Source organism: Haliscomenobacter sp., from assembly GCF_041740695.1.
Taxonomy (GTDB): Bacteria; Bacteroidota; Bacteroidia; order Chitinophagales; family Saprospiraceae; genus Haliscomenobacter.
In genome coordinates this window covers 21,210-36,014 of the sequence record NZ_JBGSLK010000046.1, presented here as the reverse complement: position 1 = coordinate 36,014, position 14,805 = coordinate 21,210, and the positions used below count along the sequence as shown (strand labels likewise).

General features: G+C 49.2%; 15 protein-coding genes. 11 read left to right on the top strand and 4 right to left on the bottom strand.

Annotation, left to right across the window (positions count from 1 at the left end):
- Positions 1-147 precede the first annotated feature (147 nt).
- The 7 genes from ACEW9O_RS10380 (at position 148) to mscL (ending at position 6,579) form a co-directional block, all read left to right on the top strand.
- The gene (locus tag ACEW9O_RS10380; protein WP_373550091.1) at positions 148-1,176 is read left to right on the top strand and encodes a sensor histidine kinase; all 1,029 of its coding nucleotides are present in this window, start codon (positions 148-150) and stop codon (positions 1,174-1,176) included.
- Complete coding sequence (locus tag ACEW9O_RS10375; protein WP_373550090.1) at positions 1,173-1,898, top strand: LytR/AlgR family response regulator transcription factor; 726 nt, start codon at positions 1,173-1,175, stop codon at positions 1,896-1,898. Before ACEW9O_RS10380 ends, ACEW9O_RS10375 begins: the two co-directional genes overlap by 4 nt.
- 174 nt (positions 1,899-2,072) lie before the next feature.
- Entirely contained in the window at positions 2,073-2,831 is a 759-nt protein-coding gene (locus ACEW9O_RS10370; RefSeq protein WP_373550089.1) for a M15 family metallopeptidase, read from the top strand.
- A gap of 18 nt (positions 2,832-2,849) precedes the next feature.
- The gene (locus ACEW9O_RS10365; protein ID WP_373550088.1) at positions 2,850-3,212 is read left to right on the top strand and encodes a rhodanese-like domain-containing protein; all 363 of its coding nucleotides are present in this window, start codon (positions 2,850-2,852) and stop codon (positions 3,210-3,212) included.
- A gap of 119 nt (positions 3,213-3,331) precedes the next feature.
- Positions 3,332-5,257 carry a tetratricopeptide repeat protein gene (locus ACEW9O_RS10360; protein WP_373550087.1) on the top strand — a complete coding sequence of 642 codons (1,926 nt, stop codon included), beginning with the start codon at positions 3,332-3,334 and terminating at the stop codon, positions 5,255-5,257.
- Between the two features lie 319 nt (positions 5,258-5,576).
- Positions 5,577-6,149, top strand: coding sequence for a hypothetical protein (locus ACEW9O_RS10355; protein ID WP_373550086.1), 573 nt, complete (start codon positions 5,577-5,579; stop codon positions 6,147-6,149).
- A gap of 46 nt (positions 6,150-6,195) precedes the next feature.
- On the top strand, positions 6,196-6,579 hold the full coding sequence (mscL, locus tag ACEW9O_RS10350; protein ID WP_373550085.1) for a large conductance mechanosensitive channel protein MscL: 384 nt from the start codon (positions 6,196-6,198) through the stop codon (positions 6,577-6,579).
- Between the two features lie 85 nt (positions 6,580-6,664).
- Here mscL and ACEW9O_RS10345 read toward each other — a convergent pair whose 3' ends face one another.
- The 3 genes from ACEW9O_RS10345 to ACEW9O_RS10335 all read right to left on the bottom strand — a co-directional run bounded on the left by ACEW9O_RS10345 (position 6,665) and on the right by ACEW9O_RS10335 (position 8,971).
- Complete coding sequence (locus tag ACEW9O_RS10345; RefSeq protein ID WP_373550084.1) at positions 6,665-7,537, bottom strand: hypothetical protein; 873 nt, start codon at positions 7,535-7,537, stop codon at positions 6,665-6,667.
- Position 7,538: 1 nt separating this feature from the next.
- Positions 7,539-8,252 carry a DUF2306 domain-containing protein gene (locus tag ACEW9O_RS10340; RefSeq protein ID WP_373550083.1) on the bottom strand — a complete coding sequence of 238 codons (714 nt, stop codon included), beginning with the start codon at positions 8,250-8,252 and terminating at the stop codon, positions 7,539-7,541.
- Positions 8,253-8,620: 368 nt separating this feature from the next.
- Positions 8,621-8,971 (bottom strand): antibiotic biosynthesis monooxygenase, encoded by a 351-nt coding sequence (locus ACEW9O_RS10335; RefSeq protein ID WP_373550082.1) that lies wholly within the window; start codon positions 8,969-8,971, stop codon positions 8,621-8,623.
- Positions 8,972-9,083: 112 nt separating this feature from the next.
- On the opposite strand from ACEW9O_RS10335, the gene ACEW9O_RS10330 reads away from it, so the two are divergent.
- From ACEW9O_RS10330 to ACEW9O_RS10315, 4 genes are all read left to right on the top strand, one after another.
- Positions 9,084-10,541 carry a PLP-dependent aminotransferase family protein gene (locus ACEW9O_RS10330; protein WP_373550081.1) on the top strand — a complete coding sequence of 486 codons (1,458 nt, stop codon included), beginning with the start codon at positions 9,084-9,086 and terminating at the stop codon, positions 10,539-10,541.
- 52 nt (positions 10,542-10,593) lie between these two features.
- The gene (truA, locus tag ACEW9O_RS10325) at positions 10,594-11,364 is read left to right on the top strand and encodes a tRNA pseudouridine(38-40) synthase TruA (RefSeq protein ID WP_373550080.1); all 771 of its coding nucleotides are present in this window, start codon (positions 10,594-10,596) and stop codon (positions 11,362-11,364) included.
- 174 nt (positions 11,365-11,538) lie between these two features.
- Positions 11,539-13,647: a PQQ-binding-like beta-propeller repeat protein gene (locus tag ACEW9O_RS10320; protein WP_373550079.1), complete on the top strand. Its 2,109-nt coding sequence runs from the start codon at positions 11,539-11,541 to the stop codon at positions 13,645-13,647.
- 34 nt (positions 13,648-13,681) lie between these two features.
- A complete protein-coding gene (locus tag ACEW9O_RS10315) occupies positions 13,682-14,110 on the top strand; it encodes a nuclear transport factor 2 family protein (RefSeq protein WP_373550078.1) in 429 nt (142 codons plus the stop codon).
- A gap of 143 nt (positions 14,111-14,253) precedes the next feature.
- On the opposite strand, the gene ACEW9O_RS10310 is transcribed toward ACEW9O_RS10315, so the two are convergent.
- Positions 14,254-14,655 (bottom strand): VOC family protein, encoded by a 402-nt coding sequence (locus ACEW9O_RS10310; RefSeq protein ID WP_373550077.1) that lies wholly within the window; start codon positions 14,653-14,655, stop codon positions 14,254-14,256.
- Positions 14,656-14,805 lie beyond the last annotated feature (150 nt).

Below are 14,805 nucleotides of genomic sequence, written 5' to 3'. Positions count from 1 at the left end.
AACCCTCAGATCGGGGCCTGAAATGCCATATTTTGGTTTTTTCAGCGATTTGATGCAAGAATCACATTTTTGTCGTTTTTGGCTTCAAAAAGCCTACATTGATTGCAGATATTGCGGTGTATAGCCCCAAATCCTTACCTTTGAATCATGATTAAGAGAATCGCCAAACACATCCTTTTTTGGGCCATCATCTGGTTGTGGACAACCATTTTGTGGATGAACATGGATTGCGAATTCTCGAATATCGCCTGGGCCAGTTTGTTTCGCCTGCCTTTGCTCATGGCTGCCACCTATTTCAACAACTACTTTTTGATCCCCCGTTACCTGGTCAAGCAGCGCAATTACCTGGCTTATGGGGGACTGTTTAGTTTGTTGGTTGTGGTACATTGGCTTTTGGATCGCTCCTGGATGTTGTTGTGGGTCTTCTCCGAGTTTATGGAGGATTTGGGGTACAATTTTTACTTTTTTTACTACCTGCCCAACCTGCAAAACCTCTTCGTGTTCCTCTCCGTCATGCTCTTTGCGGCGGTGATTCGCTTTTCCCGCATCTGGCACGAAACGGAAATGACCACGCGCAAACTGGCCGCCGAGAAACAGGCGACAGAGTTGGCTTTCCTCAAGGCCCAGGTCAATCCGCATTTTTTATTCAATATCCTCAATAGTTTGTACGCCCTGGCGGTGGAAAAAAATCAAGAGGAATTGGGGCAAAGCATCGCTTCGCTGGCTGGCTTGATGCGCTACCTGACTTACGAAACCAACGCTGAAAAAGTACCCTTGCGCCGTGAGGTTGACCAGATTGGCGGCTTCATCGAAATTCAGCACCTGCGCCTCAGCGACGACGACGACGTGATCATCAGCCTCAATACCCAAGGTGATATGGACGGCAAAATGATTGCTCCGGCCATTTTGATTCCCTTTGTAGAAAATGCCCTCAAACACGGCATTGATGTAACCAAACAGTCGATGGTCAAAATTGAAGTGACGGTGGAAGGGCGAATGTTGTATTTCAACACCAAAAATACCAAACAGGTGTCTACTTCACTGAATCAGGAGGGTATTGGGCTGGAAAACGTCCGCAAACGCCTGGCGCTCCTGTACCCGGATCGACATACCCTGCGGATTGTGGACGAAGCGGACTATTTCTCCATCCACCTTAGCCTTAGCCTGGACGAATGAAAGAAGTACTGATCATCGACGATGAACCCAAGGCCATTGAGCTGCTGAGCAATTACGTCAACCGTATGCCCTGGCTGAAGTGTGTAGGGACATACCGCAATCCGCTGGAAGCCCTGGCTTTTTTGCAGAGCCATCCCGTCGACTTGCTGCTGTTGGACATCCACATGCCGCAGATTTCTGGGGTGGAGTTTTACCGCGCCTTGCCCGACAAGCCCAAGGTCATTTTCACTACGGCTTACTCCGAATACGCAGTGGCCAGTTACGAATTGGAGGCGCTGGATTATCTGGTCAAACCGATCACTTTTGAACGTTTTTTGCAGGCTTGTAGCCGTTGTAAAGAAGCTCCAGTCAATACCAATCCGAGCGTCGAGAATAGCCCAGCTGCTCAAGAAATTTTCATCAAAAGTGGCCCCAAACTCTACCGCCTCAACTGGGAAGAGGTGTTGTTTTTAGAAAAAAGTGAAAACTACGTGGTTTTCCACACCCAGGATCGCAAAATCCTCAGTCGGCAAAACATGCAGGACGTACAGGAAATCTTACCCGATTTTTTCTGCAAAATCCATAAGTCGTACATCATTTCGCTGCGGCATTTGAATGTAGTTGAGCGGCATCAGGTGAGCATCGGCAAACACGAAATTCCGATTGGGCAGAGCTATCGGCCTGCGTTTTTTAAGTTATTGTCGGAAAGATGGGGGCAGGATAAGGTGTTTGATGCGGTGTAGGGGCAACCCTTGCGGTTGCCCGATTGGCGATGGTCATCGTGGTCACCGTTGATGGTCATCAACGATGACCACGATGACATCATGCAGGGCAACCACATAGGCTTGCCCCTACATTTGTGCGTTACTTCACAATAATATCTTCCACTTTCCGCTATTTTTGTAAAAAATTCGCCCATGCCAATTCTCTTTCTCCTCATCTCCTTTTTCTGGACCTTCCCCACCCCACCCGAGCTCCCCGCAGGCATCCAACGCCTCCAAAAAGCCTACCCCGACTTCATCGCCAAAGCCGACGCCAACAGCATTACGCTGAAAGACGGCACCGTGTTCAGCTACGACGATGGCAAAAAAAATAAAAGTTTCCAGGAATTGCTCGATCAGCCGGATTTGGAAGACCAGTTTCGCTTCGATTATCCTTCAAAATTCCCGGGTAAGGATGGCCTGCCTGTCAACAACGACCCCGGCCGCATTCGCTTTATGCCCTTCTACATGAAAATGTACGGCAATACCCAAGAGGAAGTACGCGCCAATTTGCGTGAAATCGTGTGGTTACCCAAAACCATCGGCACCAAAATTTTGGTGACCAAGGTGAACGGCGTGGACAAAAAACTGGAAGCCATTTCCGCTGAACTCGACAAACTCCCTGGCCTGAAACAATACCTCGAAAACCCCGGCGGCAGCTTCCTTTGGCGGGTCATCAAAGGCACCAATCGCCTGAGCATGCACAGCTTTGGCATGACCATCGACATCAACGTGAAATACTCCCACTATTGGCAATGGGATTGCAAATGCACCAATGAAGACGCTAAGTTGGGTTACAAAAACAGTATCCCCAAGCAAGTTGTTGAGGTATTTGAAAAACACGGTTTCATCTGGGGGGGTAAGTGGTATCATTATGATTCCATGCATTTTGAATACCGCCCGGAATTTCTGTAACATCAAAAACAATACACCATGAAAGCAATACTTTCGCTGTTTCTTCTCATCAGTTTGACTTCTTGTGTACAAGCTCAATCCACTGGCATCATCACCCAAGACGTGGCTACCTTCAAAAAAACCATCCAATCCAAAAAAGTACAATTGGTGGATGCACGTACGCCTGCTGAATTCAGCGCTGGAAGTATTGAGGGAGCCCTAAACATTGACGTCAAAAATACCGAATTCAAAACCATGGCTGCCAAACTGGATAAAAAACGCCCCGTAGCGGTGTATTGCCTATCCGGCATTCGCAGTGCCCGGGCCGCCAACTACTTAAAAGAAATGGGCTTTAAAAAAATTTACAATTTGGATGGGGGGTATACGGCGTGGACGAAATAAGTGAAAAGTGAAAAGTGAAAAAAATACACCAAAAGGTGGAATCCTAATGGGGTACCTGTTTTTCACTTTTCACTTTTCACTTTTCACTTTGTATTTTCACCGCGCAAAACAGCGCCACCATGTCCAAACCTAAAAAAAAGCCTTACCCAAAACGCCCCACTCTGCCTAACGCTAAACCAACGGCTGAACGTAGAGATACGATTAATCCCGTCTCTACGTCAAGCACCAAGTCGCAGACCTGGCTTTGGATAGCCCTGCTGGCAGTTTTGATTTTTATTGCCTACTCCCGCGCTTTGGACAACCAGTTTGTCGACTGGGATGACCCCACCTATGTCACCGAAAATCCTTACCTCAATCCCGCCAATTCGGAAAACCTGAATGCACTGATGCGCTCGGTGGTGTCCTTGAACTACCACCCGCTGACGATGGCGACCTTGTGGTGGAATGCGGCCAACTCTGGCATTGAAAGTGCTCGTTCTTACATCGCTTTCAATCTCGTTTTTCATGCAATCAATACCGCTTTGGTCTTTTTCTTTGCCTTTGCCTTGAGCAAGCGCAACGTGCTGATTGCGCTGGTGTCAGCATTAGGCTTTGGCCTGCATCCCATGCACGTGGAGTCGGTAGCCTGGGTATCCGAGCGTAAGGATGTGTTGTACGTGTTTTTCTTTTTACTGGCGGTTTTGGCGTATTTGAAACATTTGGACAAAGGGAAAATTGGCCTCTGGTGGGGACTGGCGCTGATTGCTTTTTTGCTGTCTTGTTTGTCGAAGGCGATGGCGGTTTCGCTGGTGCCGATCCTCTTTTTGCTCGACTATTGGCAGGGGCGGAAACTGTTGAGCGTGGGGAGTATTTTAGAAAAAATTCCTTTTATCGCGCTGGCTGTGCTGTTTGGCCTCATTGCCCTGGATGTACAGGATGGGGGCAGTTTTTATGGGGCATTTGGCATGGTAGAAAAAAATGATGCGCTGGCTGATTTTGAAGTGTTTAGTTTTTTCCAACGCCTCAAGTTTGCAGGTTATGGTTTTATGATGTACATCGTCAAGTTGTTTTTGCCTTTCAATTTATCGGCATTTTATCCTTATCCCAATCTGGATGTAGTCAAACAAGGCAACGAAAGTGGTGTGTACCTCTTGGGTTTGGTTTTCACTCTGGCCGTAGGCGCCTGGAGCCTCTGGAATGCGCGCAAAAACAAAATTTACCTCTTTGGTTTTGGCTTCTATTTGTTCAGCATCGCCCTGGTTCTGCAAGTCATTTCGGTAGGCGCAGTGATCATGGCCGATCGGTATACCTATCTGCCTTACTTCGGTTTGTTTTTTATGCTGGGTTATGGCTTGAATGCATTGATCTACAAAGTCCCGTCCAGCAAATATGTGGTATGGGGTATCATTGCTGGGCTCAATGTCTTTTTTATGCTCCGTACCCGTGAGCAGGTCGACATCTGGCAAGACCATGATACGCTCTGGACCAATGTGATCAAATTGTATCCCAATGCGGGCGAGCCCCGCAAAATTCGTGGTCATTACTACGGCAAAACGGGCCGCATTGATCTGGCCATTGCTGACTTCGAAGCTGCCCTGCGCAATAATTTCCAAAACGTATCCATTTACGAAGGACTAGGTAATGCTTATGGTACCCGGGGCGAAATAGACAAGGCCATTGGCATGTTCAATGAAGCCCTGAAATTGGACTCCAACAACGTCAGCGTGCGCTACAACCGCTCGATCGCGCTGTTGAATAAAAACCCGCAAGCAGCAATTACCGACCTGAATATTGTCATCAAAAATTCGCTGCTGGAAAAAGCAGCCAACTTCGGGGCTCGCGGCTATGCCTATTTGCTCATTGGCAATTATAAAGCGGCTCAGGCGGATTACAGCAAAGCCATTTCATTAGATGCTCAAGACCCTTACCATTTTTTTAACCGTGGCCAGGCCAAACAAATGACGGGTGATAATGCTGGCGCAGTGGTCGATTATCAGGCTGCGCTGAAGTTGAAGCCGGGTATGCCGGAGGTGGTGGAAAAAATGAAGGGCTTGGGGGGTCAATAAACAAATAGGGGCAGCAAAACTGTTTCAACATCGATCCTAGCATTGGTACCGAATAATACCGAATGCTGATGATTTTTTCGAGAACATAATCGCGGAGCGATTGAATTCAGAATAGCCCCGGTCGTCCGGGGAAAAAATGCAAGGAAAATGGCTACAACCGCGGCAGCGGTTGAATTTCCTGGTGATTTGTTCAACCGCTACCGCGGTTGTGGAAACTACCTGAATCCTCCAAAACCCCGGACGACCGGGACTATTCTGAATTTAACCGCTCCCGCGGTTGCGTTTTTGAAAATTCGGGAGGTATCATATTTGCTAAAAAATGAACAAACTATCCATTACCAACATTTCACAACCCATGCGCACACTCATTCTTTTCCTCAGTATCCTCAGCATACTCTTGTACAACTGCAAAGGCAATGACGAAGCAGTGGAAGTTTTTTCCAAAGAAGACGTCTCCGTTGAGCGGATTCAAGACGTGGACATGCTGTACAGCGACTCCGCCTTGATCCGCGTGCGCATTCGCGGGCCCGTGATGCTGCGCCACCTGGTAAGCGACGATCCCCGCCAGGAATTCATCAAAGGCATCAAAGTTGATTTTTTCAATACCTACGGCGCCTTGGCAGGCACACTCACCGCCAAGTACGCCGTGCGTTACGAATTCAAAGGCATTACCCTGGTGCGGGACAGTGTGGTGTGGAAAAGTGTGGATGGCAAAAAATTAGAATCGCCCGAACTCACTTGGAACGAGCGGGATCAACAGGTTTCCACCAATCGATTTGTAGTCGTCAGTACCCCCAAGGATACCATTCGCAGCCACGGGTTTACGGCCAATCAGGATTTTTCCAACATCCGCTTTAGTGCGGTAGATGGTAGTTTGGAGGTTAAACAATAAGTAATGTGCTGATATTTAGGTTTTTTTATCAAACCAATCGAACACTATGTGGAAGGAATTTAAAGAATTTGCGCTTAAAGGCAATCTAATTGAAACGGCTATTGCCTTTGTGATGGGTGCCGCCTTTGGCAAAGTGGTGACTGCTTTTGTGGAAAAAATGTTTGCCCCTTTAGTAGGCTTGCTGACAGGAGGGATAAACCTCAACGATTACAAATTCATCATTCGCGCAGCTAAGTCCAATAGCCCCGAAGTGGCAATCGCCTGGGGAGAGTTTGTAACCGCAAGTATCGATTTTATAGTCGTTTCGGCGGTGATGTTCTTCATCGTCAAAACAATCAATACCGCAAAAAAGAAGGAAGTGGTCTCCGTGAGTGGCGCACCAACGGAAGTGCAGTTGTTGGGGGAAATTCGGGATCTGCTGAAAAAATAAGCCATGAGCTGTCAGCGATCAGCTGTCAACTATCAGCCAACGGAGGCTGCCCATGGCTGATCGCTGACAGCTCATAGCTGATTGCTTACATCGTCACCTTCTTCGATTCCGCCCACCATTCTTCATTTTCCCAAAAATTATCCCAGCCCAGTTTGCGGTATTTTTCATTGATTTCCACGTCGCGTTCGCCGATGGAGAAATCTTTGAGGATGTCGTTGGCAAAGCGGAAGAGGTCTTTGGACCAGATCACGGGTTTGGATTTGCCCGTTTTGTAGCTCGTCCATTGGCCATCGTAGCGGATGCCGCTGCCCTGGTTGGGGGTTTCGGAGAAAAACCAGGTTTCGGTTGGTGCCTTGTCGTAGGAAGCAAAATCCATTTGCATCTTTCCGGTAAAACGACCAGAGTATTTTTTCAGGCTGTCTTCGGCCAAGGTGAATTTCCCATTGGCAGAATAGATGCGTTGTACGCCCATATCGCCTACTTCTTCAGTATCGAGATTGGGGTCGGAAATTTGTGCCAAACTATCAATGTGCAAGGTGCCTTTAAATTCGGAAACCACCTTCTTGTGGCGGTTTTTGCCTACGATGTGGTACAAGAAAGGGTCTTTTTCATCCTTGGTCACTTCAGAGAAATAGAACTCGATTTTGTAGCGGTCTTCGCCGTAAAAACCCAGTTCCGCCCAATCGTGGCTCACTACGATGTCCGACAAATCCAAAGTATCCAACAATCCGTGCATGCCCGCTGAATTGAGCCATTTCAGGTTGATGGGTTTGATTTCGCTCTCGGCAATGTCTTCCGAACGTAAAGTATCAGCCCCTTCAGCGTGCGTCATCAGTGGAGTCGGTTCGGTTTCTTTTTCGGTTTGTTGGGCAGCCTTTTGGGTGCACTGCATCAAACCAAACAAGCAGAGCGCAAAGGCCACTGCAAAGAAGGTCAATTGAGAAAGGTGTTTTTTCATTTTACATTGGTTTATGGTATAACGATGAAGGAGGAAACATTCTTTTGATCATATAGGGACCCCAGCCCAAAAAAATCAAAATTTCAGCAATAAAGAGGTTGCCTACCCAAGACAACCAGGTTACCGTCAGGTAAGTTTCGATGGGTTTGGTACCCAGGTAGTAAAACATAAAGTAGCTTTCGGTGCGCAAGCTCATCGCCGCCAGGGTAACGGCCAGACTGCGCAGCACGGCATTGGCGTGTTTTTCCCATTGCCCCAGGCGGGCATAACGCCAGGCTTGCAGGGTCAAAAACCACCAGACGATACATTGCAGCGTAAATCCTACTTTAGCGGCCAAACCACCATTGGCGTAAATAGCCAAGCCCAAACCCGAAGGGCAGGCCAGCACCAGAATAACCGCAGCATAAATCCGTCCCGTCCAGCGGTGCAACTTGGGCCAATTGCGGTACACCGCTGGAATGAGTTGCAAGGCACCCGTGGTCATCACTACCCAACTGCTGGCAATATGGATGTAAAAAGAAACCTGGAAGATGGGCTTGGCCAAAACATGATCGGTTTTGGTACCCAAAAAATCCTGGAGCGGGTTAAAACTAAAGTAGGGCACAATTTTGGTACCCATCAAACAGGCAAATGCCAGAATGACTGCCGCCGCCAGGAGGAGCAGGGATTCCATCACTGTATCAAAAATAGTGGCCCGCTGGGCTGGATTGGCCATAAATGCTTGAGATTCTTGGACAAGATTAGGGAATTTGAGGGAGAAAGTGAGCTGTTGGGCACAAAAAATAAGATTGCAGAATTAGTAGAGTGAGCATGAGTCATCCCGAATTTTTTCATAAACACTACCAAAGCGACATTTTTTTATCACAAAGGAAAAAAAGAGGGCACAAAGGACACAAAGCGAAGCGTCGTCAACGTCTAACTTTGTGTCCTTTGTGCTTCTTTGTGCTTTCTTTGTGAAAATTATGCCGCTTTGGAATTGTTTTGAAAATTCGTGTAATTCGTGGCTAAAATACAGTTGATGCTCATCGCCGAAGGCGAGGTGCTAAACTTCTAAGAATAATGCGGATAAAGTAGTCTCCCCCTTCACCGCCGCTCAAACCCATAATCCCGCTCCACCTTCGCAATCCGCAAGCGATACGACTGGTACCAAACCTCCCGCCCCAGGTCCCGAGCCTCCACATGCTCCATTTGGTATTTCCAGTTTTTGATGCTTTCCAGGTCTTTCCAGTACGATACGGTGATGCCAATTTCATTCCGGGTACTTTCTACGCCCAGGTATCCCGGCATGGTAGCCGCGAGTTGGGCCATTTTTTCCGCCATTTCCCCATAACCATTGTCGCCTTCAGTGCGGGTGGTGCTGAAAATGACCGCGTAATAGGGTGGTTTGGGCGTATCGGCTAATAAGGCTGGCTGTTTTTCGGTATTGGATGACATGGTCAATTCATTTTGAGCAAAAATAACACAAAAAGGACTAGTAAAAATAACCAGTTTGCAAAAAATTGATAGTCCAGATTTGTATTTTTGACCGGAACAGACCATTACAATCATGCTGCCATTCGCTACCCTCATCCACATCGACAAAGGAATTAAAGCTCCCGTTTTTATCCAAATTTCCAATAGCCTCGCTGAGCACATCCGCAAAGGCACCATCCCAGTAGGTGCACAATTGCCAGGGACTCGTGCACTGGCGGAAGTATTGGGGGTGCATCGGCAAACGGTTGTAGCAGCCTACGATGAATTATTGGCTCAGGGTTGGATCGAAACTCAAGCGGCCAAGGGGACTTTTGTGAGTCAAAAACTGCCTGAAATCAAAGTCCAGGGGTTCAATCCGAGCGCTAGTCCAGCCGCCAACCCCCGGATCAAGGCTGGCTTCTCTTTTTACGTCGATCCAAGCCTGAGCAAACCCGTTTTGCGCGGCAGCAACAGCCTGGCCTTTGACGATGGCTTCCCGGACGTGCGCCTGGCCCCTTGGGATGCACTCAACCGCGCTTACCGCACGGCACTGCAACAAGGCTACCGCAAAAATTTGTTCTTTTATGGCGATACCCTGGGCGAGTTGTCGCTGCGCACACAGATGACCAAGTACTTGCGCGAAACCCGTGGCCTGCCCATCGAATTGGACAATGTCCTGATCACCCGTGGCAGTACCATGGCCATTTACCTCACGGCTCAGTTGCTCGTCCAGGCGCAGGATGTGGTGGTCGTAGGAAACATATCTTACGGTTCAGCCAATCTGATTTTTCAGCGGAGAGGAGCTAAATTATTGCAGGTCCCGGTGGATGAGCACGGCATTGATGTGCAGGCCATCGAACGATTGTGCCAGGAACAGGCCGTGCGCCTCGTCTACGTCACCCCGCACCACCACTACCCTACTACGGTGACCATGCCCGCCGAACGCCGCTTGCGCCTCTTGCAATTGGCCCAGCAATATAATTTTTGCATTCTGGAAGATGATTACGACTACGATTTTCATTACAACAGCAACCCGATCCTTCCGCTGGCGGGTGCCGACACGGGCGGACACGTGGTGTACGTAGGCTCCTTGTGCAAAGCCTTTTCCCCCTCCTTGCGCATTGGTTACGTGGCTGCGCCCAGCGAAGTGATTGAAAATCTGGCCCGCTTGCGCCGTATCCTGGATCGGCAAGGCGACAATTTATTGGAAGCCGCTACAGCCACACTCTTTCGGGACGGGGAAATGAAACGCCACCTGAAAAAAGCCCAGAAGACCTATCAGCTGCGCCGCAACCTGTTTTGTGACATGTTGACCCAAGAACTGGGTTCGATTGTTGAGTTTAAAAAACCGATGGGCGGTATGGCGGTTTGGGCGCAGTTTGATCCTGAATTCCCGCTGCGTAAAATCCGCGAAAAACTACTGCAAAAAGGCTTGTACATTCCCGACGCTTCCAATTATACCCCCGATCTGAATGTTACCCGGCTTGGTTTTGCTTCGGCAAATGAGGAAGAAATGGAACGCGGTATGCACATTTTTAAAAGCTGTTTGTAAAAAAAAGTGCTAAATGCTGTAAAACCTCTAAATCCCGCCGCATTTTTGCAGCATGGGAAAGTTTAAACTGACTTTAGAATACGATGGTGGCCGCTTCAAAGGTTGGCAAGTCCAGGAAGATGTCCGCTCCATTCAGGGCTTATTGATCAAAGCTGCAAAAACAGTATTTGAAACCGAAAAGGTAGAAGTATATGGCTCCGGGCGCACCGACGCAGGGGTGCATGCCCTCGGTCAAGTCGCGCACCTGGACGTGAGCTCCAAAATGCCCGTACGTTTGATTCGGCAAAAACTGAATGACCTGCTGCCCCACGATGTCAACATCATTAGTGTGGATTCGGTGTCGCAAAAATTCCATGCCCGTCACGACGCCATTGCGCGCAGCTACATCTACCAGATCTCGCGCCGCCGCAACGCTTTTGGCAAACACTTCATGTGGTGGGTCAAAGACCCTTTGGATGTGCAACTTATGAACCAGGCCGCTGCACACTTGGTAGGTTTCCACGACTTCAAGTCTTTTTCCAATGAAAAAGGAACTGAAAAAAGCTCCAAAGTGGAATTGCAACAGCTCAAGGTGGTAGAAAAAGGCGACATGATCATTGTGCACATTGTGGCTTCACATTTTTTGTGGAAAATGGTGCGCCGAGTTGTGGGTTCCCTGGTGGAAGTAGGCACGGGTCGGATGGATCCTGCCAAATTTAAAGAATGGCTCGAAGCGCCTAGCCAGGAGCCTGCTCAATACACCGCGCCACCAGCTGGTTTGTTTTTGGAACGGGTGTATTTTCCGGGGGAGCAGGTGAGTAAGGAGTTTAAAACACTATTGTAAAAGTTGAGAAGGTTTAGATGGTTTAGGGAGGTTGTGGCTACCGCAGCGACTTAGACGATGTCCTTGTCAAAATTGCTGCGGTAGCCTCAACCTCCCTAAACTTTCTCAACCTCCCTAAACCAAAAAATTGCTATTTTAGCCAACTCTTCCTTCATCAATTCGCAAGCAAGTGCTATGAAACGTTTGGCTATTTTTTCCCTACTTGGGCTGCTCTTTTTGAGCGTCCTGGCCTGGATCAATGCGGACACCGATCCCGCTGGTTCCGATTGGCCCGATTACCTTGGCGGTCCCGACCGCAACCATTACTCCGAACTTGATCACATCACCCCCAACAATGTCGAGCAACTCAAAATCGCCTGGCGCTATTCCCTGCCTGACTCCGGGCAAATGCAAGTCAATCCGCTGGTCATCGATGGCATATTGTACGGTGTAAGTGCTAGCGTACAAGCCTTTGCGCTAGATGCCGCAACCGGGAAGGAGCTCTGGCGTTTTGGCGATCCTCTAAAAAACTGGGCCAGTACCAGCCGAGGCGTATCCTATTGGACCGATGGAGAAGAGCAGCGCATTTTGTACACCGCCGGACCCAACCTCTGGGCCTTGAACGCCAAGACGGGTAAACCCATCCCCAGCTTTGGCGACCAAGGCAAGGTGGACTTGCATACCGGGCTGCCTGAAATTGCGCAGAAAAAATTCGTCATTTCCAATACGCCAGGTACCATTTTTGAAGACCTGATCGTGATGCCCCTGCGGCTTTCGGAAGGCTCCGACGCAGCGCCTGGCGATATCCGCGCCTTCAATGTGCGTACGGGGAAATTGGCCTGGACTTTTCACACCATCCCTTATCCAGGTGAATATGGCTACAAAACTTTCCCCAAAGACGCCTATCGCAATACCTACACTGGTGCCGCCAACAACTGGGCGGGTATGGCCGTAGACCGCAAGCGGGGCATCTTGTATGTCCCCACCGGCTCGGCAGGTTACGACTTCTATGGCGGCAACCGCAAAGGACAAAACCTGTTTGCCAATTGCCTGCTAGCCCTGGACGCTCGCACTGGCAAACGCCTCTGGCATTTCCAGTTGACTCACCACGACGTTTGGGACCGCGACATGCCCGCTCCGCCTAATTTGATGACCTTGCAAAAAAATGGCAAATCCATCGACGTGGTAGCGCAGGTAACCAAGCAGGGGTTTGTATTTGTATTTGATCGGGTTACTGGCGAACCGATTTACCCCATCAAAGAAGTGCCCGTGGCTGCTTCGGATTTGAAAGGGGAAAAGCTCTGGAAAACCCAGCCAGTCCCTACCCTACCCCTTCCCTACGCACGACAATCCAGCGCGTTGACCGAAAATGACATCAGCCCTTACGCAGAAAACCGCGAGGAGTTGATGCAAAATTTCCGCAAGTACAAAACGGGCTTTTACGATCCACCCAGTATCGAAGGCACCGTCATTTTTCCCGGCTACGATGGTGGTGCCGAATGGGGTGGTGCCGCTGCCGACCCCGAGGGTATCCTCTACGTCAACAGCAATGAAATGGCCTGGATTTTGACCATGAAACCACCCGCCACCGATTTGCTGGCCAACGCCAGTCCTGGGGAAAAGGTCTACCTCAGCACCTGTGCTTCTTGCCACGGTGTAGACCGGAAAGGCAATGCCAAAAGTGGCTTCCCCTCTTTAGTTGACATTGAGAAAAAACGCGACCGGGAGTTTGTTACCCAAATCACCAGCGCGGGCAAAGGGATGATGCCAGGCTTTCCGGCGCTTTCCGCCGCCGAAAAACAAGCTTTGGTAGCCTATCTGTTTGGGGATGAGAAAAAAGAAGTGGGTACCGTGGCCGGGGCTCCGAAACCAGTACAATTGCCTTTCTACAGCACGGGCTACAATAAATTTCTTGACAGCAAAGGGCTGCCCGCGATCAATCCACCCTGGGGACAACTCAGTGCCATTAACCTGAACACGGGTGAATACCTATGGCAGGTACCTTTTGGCGAAGAACCGACCCTGGTAGCAAGAGGAATTCGGAATACAGGCGTGGAAAACTACGGCGGCCCGGTGGTGACCGCCTCTGGTTTGCTCTTCATCGCAGCGACCAAAGACGGCATGTTTCGGGCTTTTGATAAAAGAACAGGCAACGTGCTGTGGGAAACCAAATTGCCTGCCGCTGCTTTTGCTACGCCGGCCACCTATGCCATCAATGGCAAACAGTACATTGTGCTGGCTTGTGGGGGCACCAAATTGGGTACGCCCAAGGGCAATCAGTACGTGGCTTATGCATTGCCTTAGCGCTTGTATACATAACTATAAACAATACATGAAAATGAAAAAATCAATCCTTCTGCTTTTTGCGCTGGCTTTGGCTGGCAGCAGTTTTGCGCAGTCTAAAGCGGAACAACAAGTGGCTGACGCAGTCACAGCCTGGCGCAAGGCCATGATTGACGCGGACAAAGCCGGGCTGGAAGCCATCTTGGCACCTGAGTTGAGCTATGGTCACTCTAGCGGTAAAATTGAAGACAAAGCCATGCTGGTCAAAGCCATTTCAACGGGTGAGTCCGACTTTCTCACCATGGAATTGACGGAGCAAAGCATCAAAATGGCGGGCAAAACGGCGATTGTGCGCCACAAATTGGCCGGGAACATCAATGATGGGGGTAAGCCAGGGGCGGTGAAACTGTTGGTGTTGCAAATCTGGCAAAAGCAGGGGGCAGGCTGGAAGTTGCTGGCGCGGCAGGCGGTGCGGCAGCCTTAACAATCAACGCATCTTAGGTGAACCTTTGGTGTCTTAGGTTTCTTAGGTGGTGAAAAATAAGTCGCTTTCTTTTTCACCACCTAAGAAACCTAAGACACTAAAGATTCACCTCAGGTGAGTAGGTACGAAGGTTGACGGGATTGCTACCGATACAAAGTCGACACTTCAATCCGATTGTTATCCGGGTCCAAGGTTTCAAACTCGTAGTATCCGTCCCCCGTTTTGCGTGGCCCACTCAGGATCGGGAAGCCCGCCGCACGCAATTCCGCCACTTTTTGGTCCACCTCCGCCATTGTATCTACACCAAAAGCGAAATGGATTAAACCCAGGTATTGTGCCTTCACCGGGTCGTTGGCATTTGCGGGAATATCGGGGCGGCTCATCAACTCCAGGCGTGCGCCCGAAGCGAAGCTCAAAAAATAACTCTGGAACTGTTTTTGAACATTGGTGTACTTGTCATTGGGCTGGGCACCAAAGTATTGTATGTAGTAATCCTTTAGTGTTTCCAGGTTTTGGGTCCAGATGGCCAGGTGTTCGATGATCATTGGTATTGATTTGGTTGAAGGAGGTTGAGAAGGTTTAGTGAGGTTTAAGCTACCGCGAGCGACTTAAACAAGGACTTTGTCAAAATTACTCGCGGTAGCCTAAACCTTCTCAACCTTCCTCAACTTTCTCAACAGTTATCATAAAAAAGA